This window comes from Agaribacterium haliotis (assembly GCF_002312815.1).
Classification (GTDB): domain Bacteria; phylum Pseudomonadota; class Gammaproteobacteria; order Pseudomonadales; family Cellvibrionaceae; genus Agaribacterium; species Agaribacterium haliotis.
The window spans coordinates 24,637-41,631 of sequence record NZ_NKQJ01000020.1 but is presented as its reverse complement, the minus strand read 5'-3'; the positions used below and the strand labels follow the sequence as shown (position 1 = coordinate 41,631).

13 protein-coding genes are annotated in these 16,995 nt (G+C 47.7%); 3 read left to right on the top strand and 10 right to left on the bottom strand.

The annotated features are described in order from the left end of the window. Window positions 1-475 precede the first annotated feature (475 nt). The 4 genes from CFK45_RS17685 to CFK45_RS17670 all read right to left on the bottom strand — a co-directional run bounded on the left by CFK45_RS17685 (window position 476) and on the right by CFK45_RS17670 (window position 2,945). Window positions 476-943 (bottom strand): DUF2846 domain-containing protein, encoded by a 468-nt coding sequence (locus CFK45_RS17685; RefSeq protein ID WP_143247640.1) that lies wholly within the window; start codon window positions 941-943, stop codon window positions 476-478. 142 nt (window positions 944-1,085) lie between these two features. Continuing rightward, on the bottom strand, window positions 1,086-1,382 hold the full coding sequence (locus CFK45_RS17680) for a type II toxin-antitoxin system RelE/ParE family toxin (protein WP_096087779.1): 297 nt from the start codon (window positions 1,380-1,382) through the stop codon (window positions 1,086-1,088). Continuing rightward, complete coding sequence (locus CFK45_RS17675; RefSeq protein ID WP_096087778.1) at window positions 1,363-1,611, bottom strand: CopG family ribbon-helix-helix protein; 249 nt, start codon at window positions 1,609-1,611, stop codon at window positions 1,363-1,365. Before CFK45_RS17675 ends, CFK45_RS17680 begins: the two co-directional genes overlap by 20 nt. A 326-nt stretch (window positions 1,612-1,937) precedes the next feature. Continuing rightward, window positions 1,938-2,945 carry a transposase gene (locus CFK45_RS17670; RefSeq protein WP_096087777.1) on the bottom strand — a complete coding sequence of 336 codons (1,008 nt, stop codon included), beginning with the start codon at window positions 2,943-2,945 and terminating at the stop codon, window positions 1,938-1,940. A 64-nt stretch (window positions 2,946-3,009) separates the two neighbouring features. Here CFK45_RS17670 and CFK45_RS18930 point away from each other — a divergent pair, with 64 nt between their 5' ends. Continuing rightward, window positions 3,010-3,111 (top strand): SymE family type I addiction module toxin, encoded by a 102-nt coding sequence (locus CFK45_RS18930; protein ID WP_143247639.1) that lies wholly within the window; start codon window positions 3,010-3,012, stop codon window positions 3,109-3,111. Window positions 3,112-3,151: 40 nt separating this feature from the next. Here CFK45_RS18930 and CFK45_RS17665 read toward each other — a convergent pair whose 3' ends face one another. From CFK45_RS17665 to CFK45_RS17650, 4 genes are all read right to left on the bottom strand, one after another. Then, entirely contained in the window at window positions 3,152-3,535 is a 384-nt protein-coding gene (locus tag CFK45_RS17665; RefSeq protein WP_096087776.1) for a hypothetical protein, read from the bottom strand. Window positions 3,536-3,540: 5 nt separating this feature from the next. Further along, complete coding sequence (locus tag CFK45_RS17660) at window positions 3,541-3,996, bottom strand: NADAR family protein (RefSeq protein WP_192870776.1); 456 nt, start codon at window positions 3,994-3,996, stop codon at window positions 3,541-3,543. After that, entirely contained in the window at window positions 3,996-11,924 is a 7,929-nt protein-coding gene (locus CFK45_RS17655; RefSeq protein WP_158224754.1) for an RHS repeat domain-containing protein, read from the bottom strand. Before CFK45_RS17655 ends, CFK45_RS17660 begins: the two co-directional genes overlap by 1 nt. Before the next feature lie 350 nt (window positions 11,925-12,274). Beyond that, on the bottom strand, window positions 12,275-13,057 hold the full coding sequence (locus CFK45_RS17650; RefSeq protein WP_096087774.1) for a class I SAM-dependent methyltransferase: 783 nt from the start codon (window positions 13,055-13,057) through the stop codon (window positions 12,275-12,277). A 206-nt stretch (window positions 13,058-13,263) separates the two neighbouring features. On the opposite strand from CFK45_RS17650, the gene CFK45_RS17645 reads away from it, so the two are divergent. Both CFK45_RS17645 and CFK45_RS17640 read left to right on the top strand, forming a co-directional pair. Continuing rightward, on the top strand, window positions 13,264-14,712 hold the full coding sequence (locus tag CFK45_RS17645; protein ID WP_096087773.1) for a substrate-binding domain-containing protein: 1,449 nt from the start codon (window positions 13,264-13,266) through the stop codon (window positions 14,710-14,712). Between the two features lie 59 nt (window positions 14,713-14,771). Continuing rightward, window positions 14,772-15,281, top strand: coding sequence for a leucine-rich repeat domain-containing protein (locus CFK45_RS17640; protein WP_096087772.1), 510 nt, complete (start codon window positions 14,772-14,774; stop codon window positions 15,279-15,281). Between the two features lie 42 nt (window positions 15,282-15,323). On the opposite strand, the gene CFK45_RS17635 is transcribed toward CFK45_RS17640, so the two are convergent. Together CFK45_RS17635 and CFK45_RS17630 are read right to left on the bottom strand one after the other, a co-directional pair. Further along, entirely contained in the window at window positions 15,324-15,593 is a 270-nt protein-coding gene (locus tag CFK45_RS17635) for a PilZ domain-containing protein (protein ID WP_096087771.1), read from the bottom strand. Between the two features lie 565 nt (window positions 15,594-16,158). Next, window positions 16,159-16,968, bottom strand: coding sequence for an MBL fold metallo-hydrolase (locus CFK45_RS17630; RefSeq protein WP_239923750.1), 810 nt, complete (start codon window positions 16,966-16,968; stop codon window positions 16,159-16,161). Between the last annotated feature and the right edge of the window lie 27 nt (window positions 16,969-16,995).

Here is a 16,995-nt window from a genome sequence, read left to right as displayed (position 1 = left end):
GGTTGTTCCAAATAAGCGACAAACAACACAGAGAGCGGGATGAGGGGCACAACCCGAAGGGCTGGGCCTGAATATCCGCCCAGATGCGTTACTTATCGCTTATTTAGCTTGCTAAACTGCGCTCAAAGCGCCTTTCTGGTCGAATACTCAGGCTCCAGCAGAGCGTATTTAATTAGTGTTAACAGGCCCTAGGAAATTATCCAATATTCTTGCGCTAGCATCAACGCTTAAAAGCTTGATGAAAAACAAATTTAAGCCGCTGGGCCAGCCTTGGTTTTGGCTTTTGGTTTTCATCCCTTAGCAGCCTTGACTTAGGCCCGGCATTAAACACAGGCACAACATGCTAGTGATTGGCTATTAACACATAGGTACAAGGATCAATCGAAGCACTAGCTAAGGCTAATTCTTTATTGGTTTAGAGGCTGACTGCAGATCGACGATGGAACAGACAGCCCTCTCAGTGCTTTTCACGGTACTATAGATGCTTGTTAGATTCATCAACTTGCTCAGAAAGCCTATAAGTCGCCATCTCCTGAACCGCTACTGAGGGATCTATTTCTTCAGCCGAAAAAAACCAGACGACCCCCTTATCTTCAACATAAAACTTGATGAAGTATGTTTTTCCTTCTTCAAAAGAAAACCCATAAGAAGTATTTGGCATCATGGAAAACAATGGCCAATCAAAAACAACTGAGTTATATCCTGGAACAACATCCGCCTCGGCATACGCATTAACAGGCATTTTAGCCACTTCTTTTCCGCCGACGATTAGAATTGGGGCAAGACCATGAGCACCAACTGTATCAGGCCTATATACATAGACTTTAGCCATTCCCGGCTTAGGATGATTCACCTCACTAAACAGCTCTCCCTGTGGTGGAGTAGCACACCCCACTAGAGACACTAAATAGACAATTAGGATAGGCCAGGTAATATTCTTCATTAGTTGTTTCCTACAGCTTAGATTGGCGTTAAAAAAAATAACACCTTGATTAAGCAGCGCTAGCTGCTTAATCAAAGAAACCCGTAACACCGGACACAAGCTGCGCCGGAAGAACGTCGATGCCCCCTATAAACAAGCGCCCTTAATCCGCTGTCGGCCACTGCAGGGCTTCGTGTAGAACACGTAATAATTCAATGCAGCTCGCCGTCACATGCTCTCGATAGATCACGATAAACGGTAAACCGTCGATCACCAGTTCTCGTGTGTTTTTAACACGCCCTTGGCGTCCGGCACGCGGGTGTTCGGCTAGGATGAGGTGTGTGCTATCGATGATGTTCATCACTACATCAATAGCAACGGTGGGGCTATTATTATCGGTGATATGGGCTTCGATCTTTTCCAGGTCGATGTCGGCAAGCTCAGTCCATTTGAGCTGCACGCTTGGCCTCCCACTTGGCCTTGATGTCTGCATGGTCGATCAAGCGGCCTTCATCAGCAGCTTTCACGCCCTTCTCCACTTCGTGGATAAACCATTCTTCACGAGCCACATATTGCTTGATGGCTTCCGCCATCAGCCATGCGCGAGGTCTGTCCATCGCTTCGGCCATCTGGCCAACACGAGTTAACGTTTCGCCATCCAGTCTCACTGAGGTAGCTTTTAATGGCATAGCGATTCTCCGAGGTTCTCTTGGAACCTCAACTATAGTCGATTTAGCCTTCACTGTCTTGCTACTCTTCAGCGGCTAAGGGGCAAGCAAGGCCTCTTCAGTCGCCTCCAACGCTTCCTCAGCCCTTATGCGCTCTGACCTAGCGGGCTGTGTGACGGTGTGAGTTTTTAAATTTGTAGATGAGCACATGGGTTTAAACCCCTGTCATGGGCAGCATCGAGGGGCCGGGCATCTGCTGGAAAAAGCGCATATCCGCCCCACAGAACTAAGGTCGCCATCGTATGGCAGAAGAAATGGCAGGAGAGCACTGTTGATGCGGCTTTGCTTCACGCCCCCAAAAGCGCCTTACAACTTTTAATACCGCTGGCGTGCTTTCGACCAAATTGCTCACACACACCACTTAATTTTTCCGCGCGACCGATCAGCCCTTTAAAGCGCACTTCAAATTCGCAGCTGCACAACAACCAGCTTTGCCTATCTATACCTAAACGCCTAAGTATCGGAGGTATATTCGCATCGATCACACCGCGCTTTGACTTACGCAGCTGGCGCCCCGTCCAATCAAGCAATAATAAATAGTCATTTAACTTAAAAGGCAAACCCCGGGGCATAGTCTGCCTGGGATTACCAACAAAAGCGAGTAGCTCGCTGGGCTGCTTTTTATTTGACCTTGCCGTACATTTTTTTACAGCCCGCTGAGCGCAGGCCGCTCGGCGCTTGACACTGGTATGCTCTGATGTTTCGGGCGTTTTAGCCATATTGACACGCACCGGGTTTAGATCTACGTAGGCCATGCAGGCCATTAATGCGGCATCATCCAACAACGCCTGACTTTTATAGCGCCCTTCCCAAAAGCGACCACTGCATTTATCTTCAGCATTGGCTTGCCGAGCTATGCCTTCATTAACAAGCTGCATAAACTGACTAATACTATAAAGCCGCTCGCGCCAATTCTGAATAATTGGCCGAAGCACAGCAAGCTCTGCGCGACTGAGCGTTTCACCTTTTATAAAACGCTGGCTTAATAAATTGCCTTTATACAAGCAGTGCCAGCGCTCGACCACCTCTTGCTCACCCCAGCCAAGCGCTTTTTCTCGATCAACACACAGCACCACATGGTAGTGATTGGACATGACCGCATAGGCACAAATATCAATCGAAAACACCTTAGCCAAGGCCAATATTCTATCTTCTAGCCACTGGCGGCGGTGCTCATAACTCTGACCGCTCACCTTATCTTTACCACAAAGAAAAGCTCGGCGCACACAGCGACTAACACAATGATAATAGGGCGTCGCATGCAAACATATCTGCTGATCGCGAGCTTTAGTCATACGGCCAACCGTTTAAAAGTGAGTTAACTAAAGATTAGACCGTATTAGATAAAGTACAAACTAAGTGGGTGTCCTTTATTTTCTTTATTTTCCCGGATTTGAGATTGACTCACCCGTGAAGGTCAGGGTTATGGAGGGATGCTTGGTTCTCACCAGCGAACAGTAAAAACTAAAAACCCAGCGCAATGCTGGGTTTCAAAAAAGTATTAATTAGCTTTCCTAATCTGAGTTTCAATGAGCTTAGAGATCTGCTCATCAGTAATTTCTAGTGGGCTTAGAATGTCACGGATTTCACGGCCAATATCATTATCACTTAATGTTTGATATCGCTCACCTTGCTCTATAACCTCAACCAACTTATCCCACTCGTTTCTGTTTTCTTCCGCTTTTTTCCAAGCTTCCCAATTTTTAGCTTTCTCTTCACTACCCTTTTTTCTTTCTGCGTCAACGATAGCCTGCAATACCTTCTTTGCTACCGATGCCAAAAATGGGCTTGTTAGCATTTCTCTAGTGCTTCCATTGCCAAACTTTGCAGCCATAATAGCTTTATGCAAAGCAAGCAACTCCCAGTAATCTTCAATATCAATCATAAAATTTATTTACCTAGCTCCTCACGAAGCTCCATCAATAACTCACCAAGCCTGTTTTGGCCGCTTCCGTCACCTCCACATCCCCAGTAAAAATCATATGGAGACGCCTCAACTAAGCGCTTATCTTCGGTGCTCAAAAGCAACTCTCGAAACTTATTGTTCAGAAATTTCGCACGCAATGCCTTTTTCATTATTTGCTCTTTAATTTCCTCCCAATCCTTAACTAACTCAACCGACCTTGATCGCCCCAACTGTCTAGCAATCTTTGGTGTGTTAGATAGGCGAATTTTTTCTACATATTCGGTGTTACCTAAGAATTTCGAAGCTTGATAAAAATGCTCAACTGTCATCCATTTTTTATCGTCTATATAAAAGTCACAACGATAAAAATTGGAAAACTCACCGTACAAATTTTCCTTCGAATAAAAATAAATAACACCCTCAGAGTCAGGAACCATCATTATTTAATAGGATTCTTCCCACCATATAAAAATTTCACATGCCTACCGTTGCGCAATGCTCCCGCATGAGTCACTTCATTAGGTTGGGTTCCTGGCCTTAATGGAACACCTTCAAAAACTTCTAATGCAAAGATATGGGAGCCTTTGCCCTCATAGCCTGGTGCGCCCATAAATAATGAATTATGTACTTCACTCGGGGAAAGCATATCCGTTGTTAGATAAACTAAACCATCCGCACCAGGGGCTATAACACCTTGGGAACCAATTATTCCTCGGTAACCATTTCTATCAGTGTAATGAAAGTAAACATTATCTAAATCTTCGGCACCATTAATGGCGCTTGCTAATGCTTCTTGCTGGTCTTGCGTAAGCGAGTTGTATAGAGCTTGATAAGCTTTGCATATTGGAGCCGCACAACCACCTTCATTGACAAGCCGTGTATCAACTCCCTTTTGTGCACTCATCTCCATCTCATACAAAACATCCCCAACCGGGCCGGTTGCTACTGCTTCGCCTGCAAAAAGAGGGTAACCTTCATCCGAAAAGCCATTCGCTCGCATCCATTCCAGTCGGTGCTGTCTAGCTGCGGTGCGCTGGCCGGCCATCGAGGCTGCAACACTAAACGCCCCACTAAGCGCCCCATTTGCAAACTTGCCCCCCGTCATCCGCGACACGGAACCACCAATCACAGCAGATCGCGCAATACTAACAAACGGTTGCGACGAGCTATAGGTCCACTTACTTAGCGATACGGTGACAAAAGACGACAAGAAGCCGTGGCCAAAGTTACCGCCACCTGCCACCGATGCGATACCACCAACAACACCTGCAGCATAAGCCCTCTCAACAATACTGGCACTGCGTATATTTGACATCACTGCTGTGCCCAGCATGCCAGAAACGGCGCCGCTTAACGCAGATTTACGCACGCCCGCCATATCGGCCCCGGCAATCATTGCCGAACCGGCCCCGGCGTAGGCCATCGCCGCCGCCCACGCCCAAACACTGCTGCCGCATACAGCATTACACACATAAGTTGCTACAGCGGCAAAAGCAATCGAGCCCGCCACTCGCATACCACGCCCAATATACTGGGTATGCACAAAACCGCTTGGGTCTGTCGCATTTAACGGATTGTTCCAAATATAACTGTAACGGTTATAACTTTGCACATTTGACGGTGCCTGGATAATTGGGTCGGCCTGAACAAAGCGCCCAATATAAGGGTCATAAATACGGCCATTCATATGAATAAGGCCTACCTCATCCAGCATTTCATGGCCGGTATAGCCCCGGCTCGTAACACTTGTAAGCCGGTCTAATAATAAGGTGCGCTTTTTATTGATTGCATCGTAAAGCTGAGCCTTACTGTAATCGGACCAATTTTCACCACTGCGCCGCTGCCCCCAGGCATTAAAGCTCATGCGCTCTTTAACAATACCGGATTCATTGGTAACAGCATCTACCGAACCAAGGTGATCCTTATATAAGTAGTCGCTACGCTTGTTAGCGCCACCAGCTAAGGGCTTGCCGTCTAGATCGGTGTATTCGGTAATAACGGTGTTGGCATCAAGATAGCGCTTCCATTCATATTGATCGGGTTTATTGTTGTGCAAAATGCGCTCAACGTTACCCAAATAAGCAATGCGCTTATTGGCACTTGATCCGTAATCGGAACGCGCAAATCGTTGGCGGTCGATGCCGTAATAAAAAATCGTTGTATATTCTGCACCACCCGCCTGGGCATCTGCAGACGAGCCCACGTGTATCCAGTAGGGCTTGTCAAAGGTTGTATAGCCAATAAAACGAACTTTGCCATCGGCGCGCTTATTCGTTTCAAGGTTTCCGTTAGCATCATAAACCCAACTTAAGCCATTAATACTGGATACCGCATGAGGCCGCTTAGGGTCATAACTATAATTGCCAACACCAGCCTTACTGAGAATATTTCCCCGAAAATCGTAGCGTAGATCCTGGCCCGATTCAGCCAATGAAGAGCACAGGGCTTGACTGCCCGCCTGCCTATAGGTTTTAACAAGGCGATTTAGGCTATCGTAACAAAAACTCTCTCCAAGAGTGTTGTTGGCTGCCGCGCGGTCTTCGCGGCTGGCCAAGTTGCCGAGCTTATCCCACTTATACATAAGGTTCTGAACATCAAAAACACCCCCAGTCGCACCGGAGCTTTTACCCTTTAAACGACCTGTTTCTGGCCAGTAGTCAAGCGTAGACGTTAAACCATTGCCGCGGAGTATTTTAGTGGGCTGCCCACGCTCATTACTTGAGAGCAAGTTGTAGAACGTTTTCTGGCTTTCTACATCTGTACTGGATACAAGCACACCGCTATAGGGGTCGTAGCTGTGTTGAATCGCTTTACCCATTGCGTCCGTACTGAATTCAACCCGGCCATATTGGTCGTAAGCTAGCTCGGTCGAGTATTCAACAAAATAACCAATCGGCTCAATGCGGTAGTTTGTTTTGTAGTTGCGACCAAAGCTATCGTATTCGGGGTGGCGACACTCTATATTAGAGGCCTCGCAGCTTAATGCACCCTCGCCTAAGCTCATAACAATAGCGCTGGCTTGCAGGCCATTATAAGCTAGCGGCGTTACGCCATCATCGCGAACTGCACCAAAATACCATCGGGTTCGGCTAGCAATTGTGCCGTTTGTTCTGTAATCAACCCTATCGGTTAAACGAGCTAACGAATCATAACTGTTAGTAACAACCTGGCCTTTTGCGTCGCGCTGCCACACCAGTTCATCAAAGCCATTGTAGCGATATGACCAATGCCCCTTGTCGGGGTCGAGCATTTCAACCTTACGACCTAATTTGTCATAACGCATCTCTACCGTTACGCGTTCGGGAATATTGCCAAAAACCAAAGACGCGATAGATGCTTCGGTATGAGTAAAACGTAAATTACCCATTACGTCGTATTCATAGCGCACACGACCGCCGAGCGCATCGGTTACAGAAAGAAGGCGCCCATCAAGATCACTGACGGATACTTTTTTCTGCCCGTTGGGGTTAATAACTGTATTAGTTAAGCCGTTGTACAACGTCTTAGTTATTGCTACGCCGTTCTCGTCAGGTACCGATACTTGCACAATACGGCCGAGATCATCGTACTTGTTTTCGACCCAGTAGCCCGGAAACCTGCTGCAGTAAAATGGCTGGCTTTCGCGCTTAACATTGCCACGATCGTCGTATTCATAATCAACACACGAAAGCGCTCCACCCAAGGTCGTTGCAGCCTTGCGCTGAACACGACCGAGCTTGTCAAAGTAGTTGATGCTTTTCCCGCCTCCGCGAACCGTCTTTACTACTTTGTTCACAGCACCAGTCGGGCAACTCAGCGCACTGGAACAGGGTAAGTACTCTGTCGTAACACCTGCTCCGCTAGAATCACTGCGTGATATCTCGCGGCCTAGCTCGTCATAACCAATATCGGTATAAAGCTCGTTACTACTATTATTTCGAATACGCGTTGGCTGGCCGGAAATATGGCGTTCTAGAACCTCATTTAAGACAACGGTTAAACCATCGTGCGTAACTTTCTCGTAAAGTTTGTAGCGACCAAGCTCGTCGTACTGAGAGTCAACAATTCGGTCCTGCCCCAAATTAGAAACAACAGTGCCACTAAAATCATAAGCTGTAGCCCTATCAAAGGAGCCAACACGCGTAGGGTTCCCGAAATCATCATAGAAATAAACAACCAAGCCATCTGCATCGGGTTCTTTTTCAACATACAACAAACCAGCGGCACTGCCGGTTGCATGATAACTAAACTCTGCAACACTCATACGCTCTGCAAGCCTAGCAGTTACGCCATCGGAAAATGTGCTCTCCCCCCCCTTGGTGGTAACCATTGAAGAGACTAAACGCCCCAGCTCTGGATAACTTCTTACTCGCCCATCATTAAATGTAATGATTCCAGGGCTTTCCTTATCGTAAGTATTTTCAACAATGGTTGTTGTACCGCCAGTTGCATCACTAGCACCAAAAGGAAATATACGTGTAGTTGTTTTTAAATTATTACCGTATTCATCGTATTCAAATTGAAGCAACTTAGCCGATAAATAACGCCCATCTGCGCGAACCGAAACGGGGTTATTTTCAGACTCGGTATCTGCGTAATATACAAATTCGGCAGTAGTATCTAACTCCAACCTAAATGGCGCGGTTGTATCTACCCATGTACCACTACTTTGTTGAAGCGCCGAACGCCAAGTTGAATCCCATGACCTCAAACTATAACTATTTTTAGTTTCTGAAAGTTTGGCGCCGTTAGCTGCATATTGTGTTGTACTTGTCACCTGCCCAACAAACGGCCAATCTTGGCGATAATTTGTACTGGTTTTCACCCCACTGTGAACATCCAGTGTCGTTAGGCGCTGAAAACCAAGCATGCCCCTGCCACCGCCTTGATATAAAGACGTCTCATAAAAATATTGAAGCTCAACCGCCTTGTTCTGATTAACTGCCAAAGCATTTTCGCCTGCAACCGGGCTCTGTTGAGAAACCGAGGTCACCAGCCGATAGGGTGCTCTCGCTTCAAAAAAACGAAAAGGGTCAACATAACTCACGAAGCTCCCATTGACCTCAGGCATAAAACTACCAGCGCCAGAGCTGCTATATGACTGCCCAGACTCTTGCAGGCCTTTCCAGTCAGCAAACGGGACATTCACATATCGATAAAACAAATCTGGATCGAGTGACGATTTTTCAACCGCCCCTCGATAATGAGAGCTGCGGTTCTGCAACTCGTAATTAATTTTTGTTTTTGCACCCAAGCCATTTGTTATCTCAGTCATTACACCCGATAAGCCTGAGTGAGTATTCAGGCGGACGCTCAAGTGATTACCTGAAACATTCAGGTAATCTGGGTGGCTGTCACCATTAACGTCATAAAAGAGAAAGCGCTCATTCGCCCCAATAATACCATCACCAAGATCCATCATTACTGGTTCTGAATACGATTCAGAACCGGCATCCCAAGATCGAGAATAGAGCTGCCAGCTGGAATCATAAAAATTAAATGTTTGCCCCCACAGTTCAGTCGAAATTTTTTGCCACTCTTCTGCGGCTTCTTGGTCGACTGTGCGAACCTGAAGGTCTGCATCACCATCGGCATCCAGATCGGAAAACTGAACTTGGAAACCGCTAATTTTTTTACTTCGAATCAGAGTAACTTCTTGCCCCCAGGCTGTACCAAAGTCACCTGATGAAAGGTTACCGCCCAAATTTAGACGATATACCAGTACTGACTCTGAAGTAGATCCCCGCTTTACATAAGCGACATCTGTCAAGCCGTCACCATTTATATCTGGCGTCCAGAGTTGCCCACGCTCAGGCGTATCCATGATTTCATATGATTGAAGCTCTTCAACAATCTGAAACCCCGCGGGAACTCTTATCGCAATAAAACTTTTGTATCGAGTAAAGTGAGGCTTATCCCCTGACTTATAGGTTGAGTCTTTAACAAGAGAATCATAGTGAACAAACTCAAGTACCACATCTTCAACACCATCGCCGTTAAAATCTCCAATACCAGCTACCCGATAATCATTCGGTTTATCGGTACGAAAACACAACCAACTGTGGCCTACAGGTTTGCCATTAACAATGCCATCGGCGTTACATTTCTCATCCCAGAGCGGAGGGTTAAGAATTTCATATCGTTTAGCCGGCCGATAAACGCCTGCCTCACTTCCATCTATATGAATATTGGAATAATAATCTAATTCACTCACCCATATTCCACTTGGATCATCTTCGCGCATATAGACAATGTCTTTTGTTCCGTTAGCATCGACATCCACAAGTTGAGATATAGAAGAAGGAGCAGCTATGACCGTAGAAACATTTGACAACCTAACCGGTGCATCAGCATTACCCGTTAGTACTGCGGGGTATAAACGCCAAACACCTAAATATTCGTTGTGCACAAGTAGATCGTGCAAACCATCGCCGTTGTAATCAACAGTGCTCAGTCGGGTGGAGTGACCAGGCTTCCTGGGATCGAGGCATATACGCAATTCCTCTCGCCCTGCCGCTGAAAGGCCCTTTGCACACAGTAAGGAGTTTTCGTGGTTGCTGCCTCCTACAAAATGCACATCCTTGTACTCACCAGAGGCCTCATCATAGCGCGCATAATGAATGCTAAAATAATACACGCCATGGCTTTTTTCCTGCTGCAACCAAGCCAAATCCAATAAACCGTCCCCGTCGAAATCAAACGGCAACATTTGAATCATCGCATCTTTATCAGTAACAATTCTTCGGCCACTAGAGTACTCGCTGAACTCTAAGCCGCCTTCAGTGGCCCACTCAAAACGAGTTTCTGGTAGACATTTGCTCTCTACACACTCTTGAACATACTCCAGATACGAAACAGCAGGGTATGTATCCGGCGAAATACGCTGGTAGCCCAAATTATAAGATCGAATTTCAACAGGAGAAGTAATACCCGCAAGCGGCTCGGCGTTTCTTACAATCACCTTCTGTAGACGTTTGTTGAACTCAGCACGCAAACCCGTAGTATAGGCAACACTTACATCGGGCCGATTCTCGTATATAAATTCAACTTCTGCGTAAGCTTTACTACCACCGCTATCGTAGGCATATAGCACCTTACTTAACCTAAGCGCGCCTTTATCCTGCCCCTCGTAGATGTAATTAATTTTATTCCCGACACTGTCAACAAAACTAGCTAGATTTAAGGCTCGTATCTGGCGGCCAGTACCTAGCTGAGCACTGTTATCACCATCTACTCCAGTGCCGTAATAACGAACAGAGCCGTCTTTCGACTCAACTAAAAACTGATAAATATCTCCATCGCTATTACGTCTTCCCGTTATTCGCTGATAACTATCAATCAAGGTTTTAAACTGGACTTCAACGCCTCTGGTATCACTAACCGCTTTTAAACGCTGACCATCCAAACAATAAATGGGAACGATATTTAACGGCAAAGCAGAGTGATAATCTGAGCCCGTCGGGCGGCAGCGGGTAATAGATGAAGTGCCAGAGAGCCCCCACCCCATTCCTAGTAAGCCGCTACCACCACCACTGCTATAATCCAGCGAAAATTCAGGTGCGACGCCGGCAACACCAGCAGGAAGAGATAATGGAATAGAATATGTAGCCTGGCCCTGCTCATTTACCCTGAAAGAACCCGAGCTTGCCCCATAGATACTTGCCGCTTTGGCCTTGCTAACACCGTAATAATAACGAGTACTGAAACCGCCCGCTCCATCGTAGTCCAGCATTTCGTCAGCAAATTGTGTATTACCAACTTTTGTCAAGCTATCGCGGCCATCCCCATCTAGGTCTCGGACCTGCAGCGAAGAAAAATTGGCAATTTGCGTTGTACTTGTAGTAAGCCGCGTAGCTAAAGGATCGCTGTCCCCGCTAACAATTAAAGTCTTGTATGGCTCAGTACCATAATACTCCGAAAGATCCGTGCCAGCGGCATTCTTCACGCTACGCAAGCTGGTAAACTTGTCAGCTTCCGTTGTTATTATTAAGTCTTCAACGCCATCGCCATCAAAGTCACCAACTTTATAGTCCACGTCTTTATTTAGCTTAACTAAGCCATATATATCCAGTTCATCATCATCAACAAACTCCCATTCAACCCCACTGCCATCGAGTCGTGTTTCATACTGGGTCAGGTACCCCCCCGAACCGATCTGATAAAGGCTGCCTGAAAACAATACTGACGATACTTGCACTTCAACGGGTGTAATAACATCGCCATGCAACAGCACAAGATAGTCGTTCCCTCGCACATAAAGATCTTCAATTCCATCCCCATCAAGATCACCTAGGTATATAGACGAATGTTTGTAATCTAGCTTCTCGGCAGAAACGACCACAGACAACAGCATCAAAAAAGCAGATATAGCAAGCTTGTAAAAAGACATTAAATTCCCTGAGCACATAAATACACCAAAGCTCAAGATGGCCTCGGTGAATAAATAGTCATTTAGATGAAACGCAGGTGTTTATGAAGGACAAGAACTAATTCTGAATTTTTTTATACACCTGCAAAGCGATGGCATTACCGCTTCCCCGGCGCTATTATTCCTGAGAAATAGCTCACATATCAAGACTGGCGCATTGATTGCCGACAAATAACAAGAAAAACGTTATACCTGCACTTGTAAATACAGGGAAAACGCTTTAAACGAGGTGCAAGCTTCTAGAAAACACTTTCATTTGTTAAATGATAATAATTAGCAAATAAACAGCAAAGAGAACCAAAGTCAAAAACCTAACCCGGCATTGCCTTATTGACATAAATATCAAAGCGCGTTGATTTGCCGTCTAGCTGGTAGGTGGGTTTTTGTTCGGCTAAAAAAGGGGCGCCTTTTGGTCGTTTTACTACCACGCGATATTTTGCTGTTTTTTTGGCCGGCTCGAGCAATAAGTCGGCATCAGTATCAGCACCAATTAACGTGTGAAAAATGCGCATATTCTTTTTTACTTGCGCACTTTTTTTTCGTTCGGGAAACATTGGGTCGAGGTAGACTACATCCACCGAGGCAGGTTTTGCTTTATTTAAATAGTCGTGCGCACTTTCATTTAACAAGTGCATTTTTTGCACAACTTCGGCAAGCTCGTTATCGTGTTCACCCGACCAGGCTTTTGCCCTATTTAGCGCATCGTCTAATAAAGCGCAGGCAACGGCTGAGCGCTCGAGCAAAATAACTTTTGCACCGAGGCCGGCAAAAACAAAGGCGTCACCGCCCTGCCCGGCGCAGGCATCTAATATTGACGGTTTGTAGGCCGCGCTAAAACCACAAGCCTTAGCAATAGCCTGGCTTTTTCCGCCGCCGTATAGGCGCCGATGGCGCGCGGCCCCGTCTACAAAATCCAACTTTAGTTGTAAGCGTTTTTTTCCTTCCGGCCAAGTTAAGCTTAATCCGTCTTGCGATAGTTCTAATAAAGTTGCCTTGGCGTCAAAATCATCCAGACAAGCCAAAGCATATTTATTTTTTAGTATTTTGAGCCCGTCATAACAAGACTCATCGTCACTGTAGAGATACGTATCCATACCGTTTACTTATAGTTCGTATAAATATTGGTCGCACTTCATACCTAGAGAAAAAAGGCATTAAACGTGACACAATGTCACAGTTCTGTAACAAACAAAATTTAGCGTTGCTGCCTGTTCGCACTATTTAAATACATTCTGCTGGGCCTGGCAGGCGCGACAAAATCCTATTTCCCATCCGGAATATCTAGCTCAAGAAGAGATCGATGATCAAGTACTACCGTCAATTCGCAAGCACCGCTGTGGGCCTTTGCGCCAGCGTCTTTGCTTCATTCGCATCCGCCGCACCTGAAATTAAAGCCATGCCTGTGCAAGCTTATGAAAGCAAGGTGCTATTAAATATTCACGGCTCCAATACCGTCGGTGCGCGCCTGGTACCGACCTGGGCCGAAGATTATTTAAGCGCCCTGGGCATGCAAAATATCAACAAAAAAGAGCTCGGAGTTGCAAACGAATTTGCGATTGAAGGTGAACTCGACGGCCAAAACTACGCCATCCATATTGCTGCGCACGGTTCGAGCACAGGCTTTAAAAGCTTAATTGCAGACACTGCAAATATTGCCATGGCTTCGCGCCAGATCAAAGATAAAGAAGTGGCGGCGCTGGCAAAATCTGGCGATATGCGCAGTTATGAAGCCGAAAAAGTGGTCGCTATCGACGGCCTGGCAATTATTGTTCATCCCAGCAATCAGATCGACAAGCTCAGCATTGACCAGGTTGCCGCGCTATTTTCCGGGCAGGTAAGCAACTGGGCACAGCTCGGCGGTGCCAATGTCGCGGTGACACGCTACGCCAGGGACAGCAACTCGGGCACCTGGGATACCTTTAAGAGCTTGGTCCTTCGCAAAAAATACCAGCTCGAAACAAGCACGCGCCGCTTTGAAAGCAACGATGAGCTCAGCGACTTAGTCGCGCTCGATCGCGGCGCCATCGGTTTTGTCGGCCTGGCATCGGTGCGCGACTCCAAAGCCATTGCCATTTCCGATTCGGGCAGCGCTGCGCTGAGCCCCGAACACCTGCAAGTTGCCACCGAAGACTATCCGCTGTCGCGCCGCCTATATTTATATTTGCCGCCGAGCCCTGTAAACCCTCGCGCAAACGACTTTATTGAATTTGCTCTGGGCCAGGCCAGCCAAAAACGTGTGGATGAGATCGGCTTTGTCAGCTTAAATCCGCTGGTCAATCAAGGCGACAGCCTGCAACAGGGCCCGAAGGCCTATCAGCAACTGGCGAATATTGCCGATAGGCTGTCTATCAACTTCCGTTTTGACGCCGGCAGCGCCAAGCTAGACAACCGCGCCAAGCGCGACATTCAGCGCCTTGTCGATTTTATGAAACAAGACACAAACAAAGATCTGCGTATTCAGCTGGTCGGTTTTGGTGATTTAAAGCAGTCGCCCGAGCGCGCAATCTTATTGTCGAAATTACGTGCAAGTGCGGTGCAAAGTGCGCTGCATAAAAATGGCATCAGTACCTTGCCCGTCGCAGGTTTTGGTTCAGTTAAACCGGTCGCCTCGCAAGAAGCACAGGGGCGCACCAAAAATCAGCGTGTCGAAGTTTGGCTGGTAAACAAAAGTAAGCTCGACGCCATTGCCAAACTCAAACAAGAGGCCAGTTACACCGCGCGCGGTGATTCGCGTATTGCCTACTTCTGATCCGTCTTTGGCTCGTTTAGACTGTTGCCTGCAACCGCACGCTAAACGAGCCGCCCTTCATGACCTTTACCTATTTATTCCGCCGCCCTTTGCGCCTATTTTTCTTTTTTCTTTGCAGCGGCTTAAGCTTAGGCGCTTGCAGCAACTACGAGTGGTCGCTCAACGACCGGGTTGTCTACACCCCACCGCCTTTATTTAATGATTACGATAAAAGTGATCTTGCGCTGGCCAAGTGTCTTCGCCAAACCATTGAAGCCCAGCAAATTAGCGCCGCCACACAGCTGAGCGAGCTGCGCTGCCCACCCGGCGAGATTCACAGCGTACAAGCACTCGGCATATTTCAGAAGCTGACAACCTTAGGCCTTGGCGACAATCAAATTAAAGATGCCAGCAGCCTGGCGGCACTGCCAAAGCTGCGCTTTCTCGACTTGCGGGGCAATAATAAGCTCGACTGCACAAGCTTAAGCGCGATTGACGGCTTAAGTGACAAAAAGCTAGACACTGACGGCTCGAGCGAAACCGCAAAGAACGGCGGGGTTAAAATAGAAAGGCCCGCACACTGTTATTAGTGTGCGGTTTAGAGCTTAGCGCGCTTGCAGTAAAAACTTAATCTAGCGCGGTAAAAACATCAAACCCAGGGTGTTTTTATGCACGTGCATCACCCGCATGGCCACTGGTTTATCGTTTACCTGGGCGACGATTTTTTTAAACCTCACCTTCACATCAGTGCCCTCGGGCGGCACAACCGAGCTCTCCATCAACACTCTGGCGCCACCGTCACTGATATCGGTGGTCGAACCAATAAGGAAACCAAAGCTTGGGTGGCTAATTTCAACGCGTATGCTGCTTGAGCGCCGCTCGAACTTACGTCTTTCTTGCACTGAACACTCCTGGTTTTTTAAGCCTTTTAATTATAGGCCGAGCGCAGCCATTGCGACTTGTTATTTAAGATGCCGAACTAAAGCGCAGTTGGCAGCTAAAACAACATAATAATGAGCGCGATAACAACAACTTGTATACGCTGCGCCACGTTTGCATACAGCGCCATCACAACGAATACAAAACAGGCACTTATCCACATCGATACTTACCCACATGTTCTGTGGATAAGTTTGTGCAAAAGGTATAGACAGATGGCTGTGTTTCCCATGGTTACAAGCGGCATGACAATCTGTTGCGATTTTATACAGGAAGGATTTTTCCCAATAATTTCAATAACTTAGAAGAAATGCGCACTCTTTTAATCCAATTTGCACGTTTTGCGCACAAACTTGGGCAAGCTGAAATTCAGGTGTGGAAAAGCCTGGCAGGTAATGCTTTACTTACGCCCCAAGTTCGTGCTGGGGCAAATTCACAAGGCACCAGCGCGAACCATCTTTAAGCGAGTACTGCGGTAACGATGCGGGTTTAAGCTTTAGCGCCGCGGGGCGGGCCTTAGCATTGCTGTTAAGGCAATTTAAGCGCCAGCCACGGCACGCCCTCATCCTGGCAGGCGTAAACCACCGATGGCAGCGCCTGAACCGCATCGGCCAGGGCCGCTTTAACACAGTCGAGATGATTGTTCTTGCGACTGATATGGCCGACAACCAAGTGCTGCATAAGACTTAAATCAAGATCGGCGAGCAGCGCCGCGCACTGCTCGTTATTCAGGTGACCCCAAGGTGCACGCACGCGCGCTTGCAGCGACGGCGGGTAGGGCCCGCAGGCAAGCATGCGCAGATCGTGGTTGGCCTCAACTAATAAACCGTGCAAAGCATCGTAAGCGCTGTACACCGCAGGGGTTAACGAGCCGAGATCGGTCAGTACGCCAAGGCGCAGGCCCCGGTGCTCCAGCACATACTGCAGCGGCTCGCGCGCATCGTGGGCAACGGTTACCGGCAGAGCCGTCAAGCCGCCAAGCTCAATAGGCTGTTCGGCGCTAATTTTATGCAGCGCAGGCAGGCGCCCAAAATCCATGGCCGCGGCGGTGCCGGCACTCATATAAACGGGAATATCGAGCTTGCGCGCAAGCGCGGCCACCCCCTTGCTGTGATCGCCGTGCTCGTGGCTGAGCAGAATCGCGCTTAGACAACCGGGGTCGAGATCGAGGCGCTTGAGTCGCGCCAGACATTCGCGCGCGCTGAAACCGCAATCAATTAGCAGGGCTTGATCTTGCCAGGCGACAACCGTGGCATTGCCACCACTGCCACTGCCGAGCGAGGCAAAACGCAGCTCGGCGCCAGGCGCTTCCGGTGAGTTAACAACAGCCCCCGGCACTTAAACAGCGCTCTTGTACAAGCCGCG

Bases quoted from the DNA above. Each gene is read 5' to 3' on its own strand.
- CFK45_RS17675 (WP_096087778.1), bottom strand. From the start codon at position 1,611: ATGCCATTAAAAGCTACCTCAGTGAGACTGGATGGCGAAACGTTAACT.
- CFK45_RS17655 (WP_158224754.1), bottom strand. From the start codon at position 11,924: ATGTCTTTTTACAAGCTTGCTATATCTGCTTTTTTGATGCTGTTGTCT.
- CFK45_RS17645 (WP_096087773.1), top strand. From the start codon at position 13,264: ATGATCAAGTACTACCGTCAATTCGCAAGCACCGCTGTGGGCCTTTGC.
- CFK45_RS17650 (WP_096087774.1), bottom strand. From the start codon at position 13,057: ATGGATACGTATCTCTACAGTGACGATGAGTCTTGTTATGACGGGCTC.
- CFK45_RS17670 (WP_096087777.1), bottom strand. From the start codon at position 2,945: ATGACTAAAGCTCGCGATCAGCAGATATGTTTGCATGCGACGCCCTAT.
- CFK45_RS17665 (WP_096087776.1), bottom strand. From the start codon at position 3,535: ATGATTGATATTGAAGATTACTGGGAGTTGCTTGCTTTGCATAAAGCT.
- CFK45_RS17685 (WP_143247640.1), bottom strand. From the start codon at position 943: ATGAAGAATATTACCTGGCCTATCCTAATTGTCTATTTAGTGTCTCTA.
- CFK45_RS17640 (WP_096087772.1), top strand. From the start codon at position 14,772: ATGACCTTTACCTATTTATTCCGCCGCCCTTTGCGCCTATTTTTCTTT.
- CFK45_RS17660 (WP_192870776.1), bottom strand. From the start codon at position 3,996: ATGATGGTTCCTGACTCTGAGGGTGTTATTTATTTTTATTCGAAGGAA.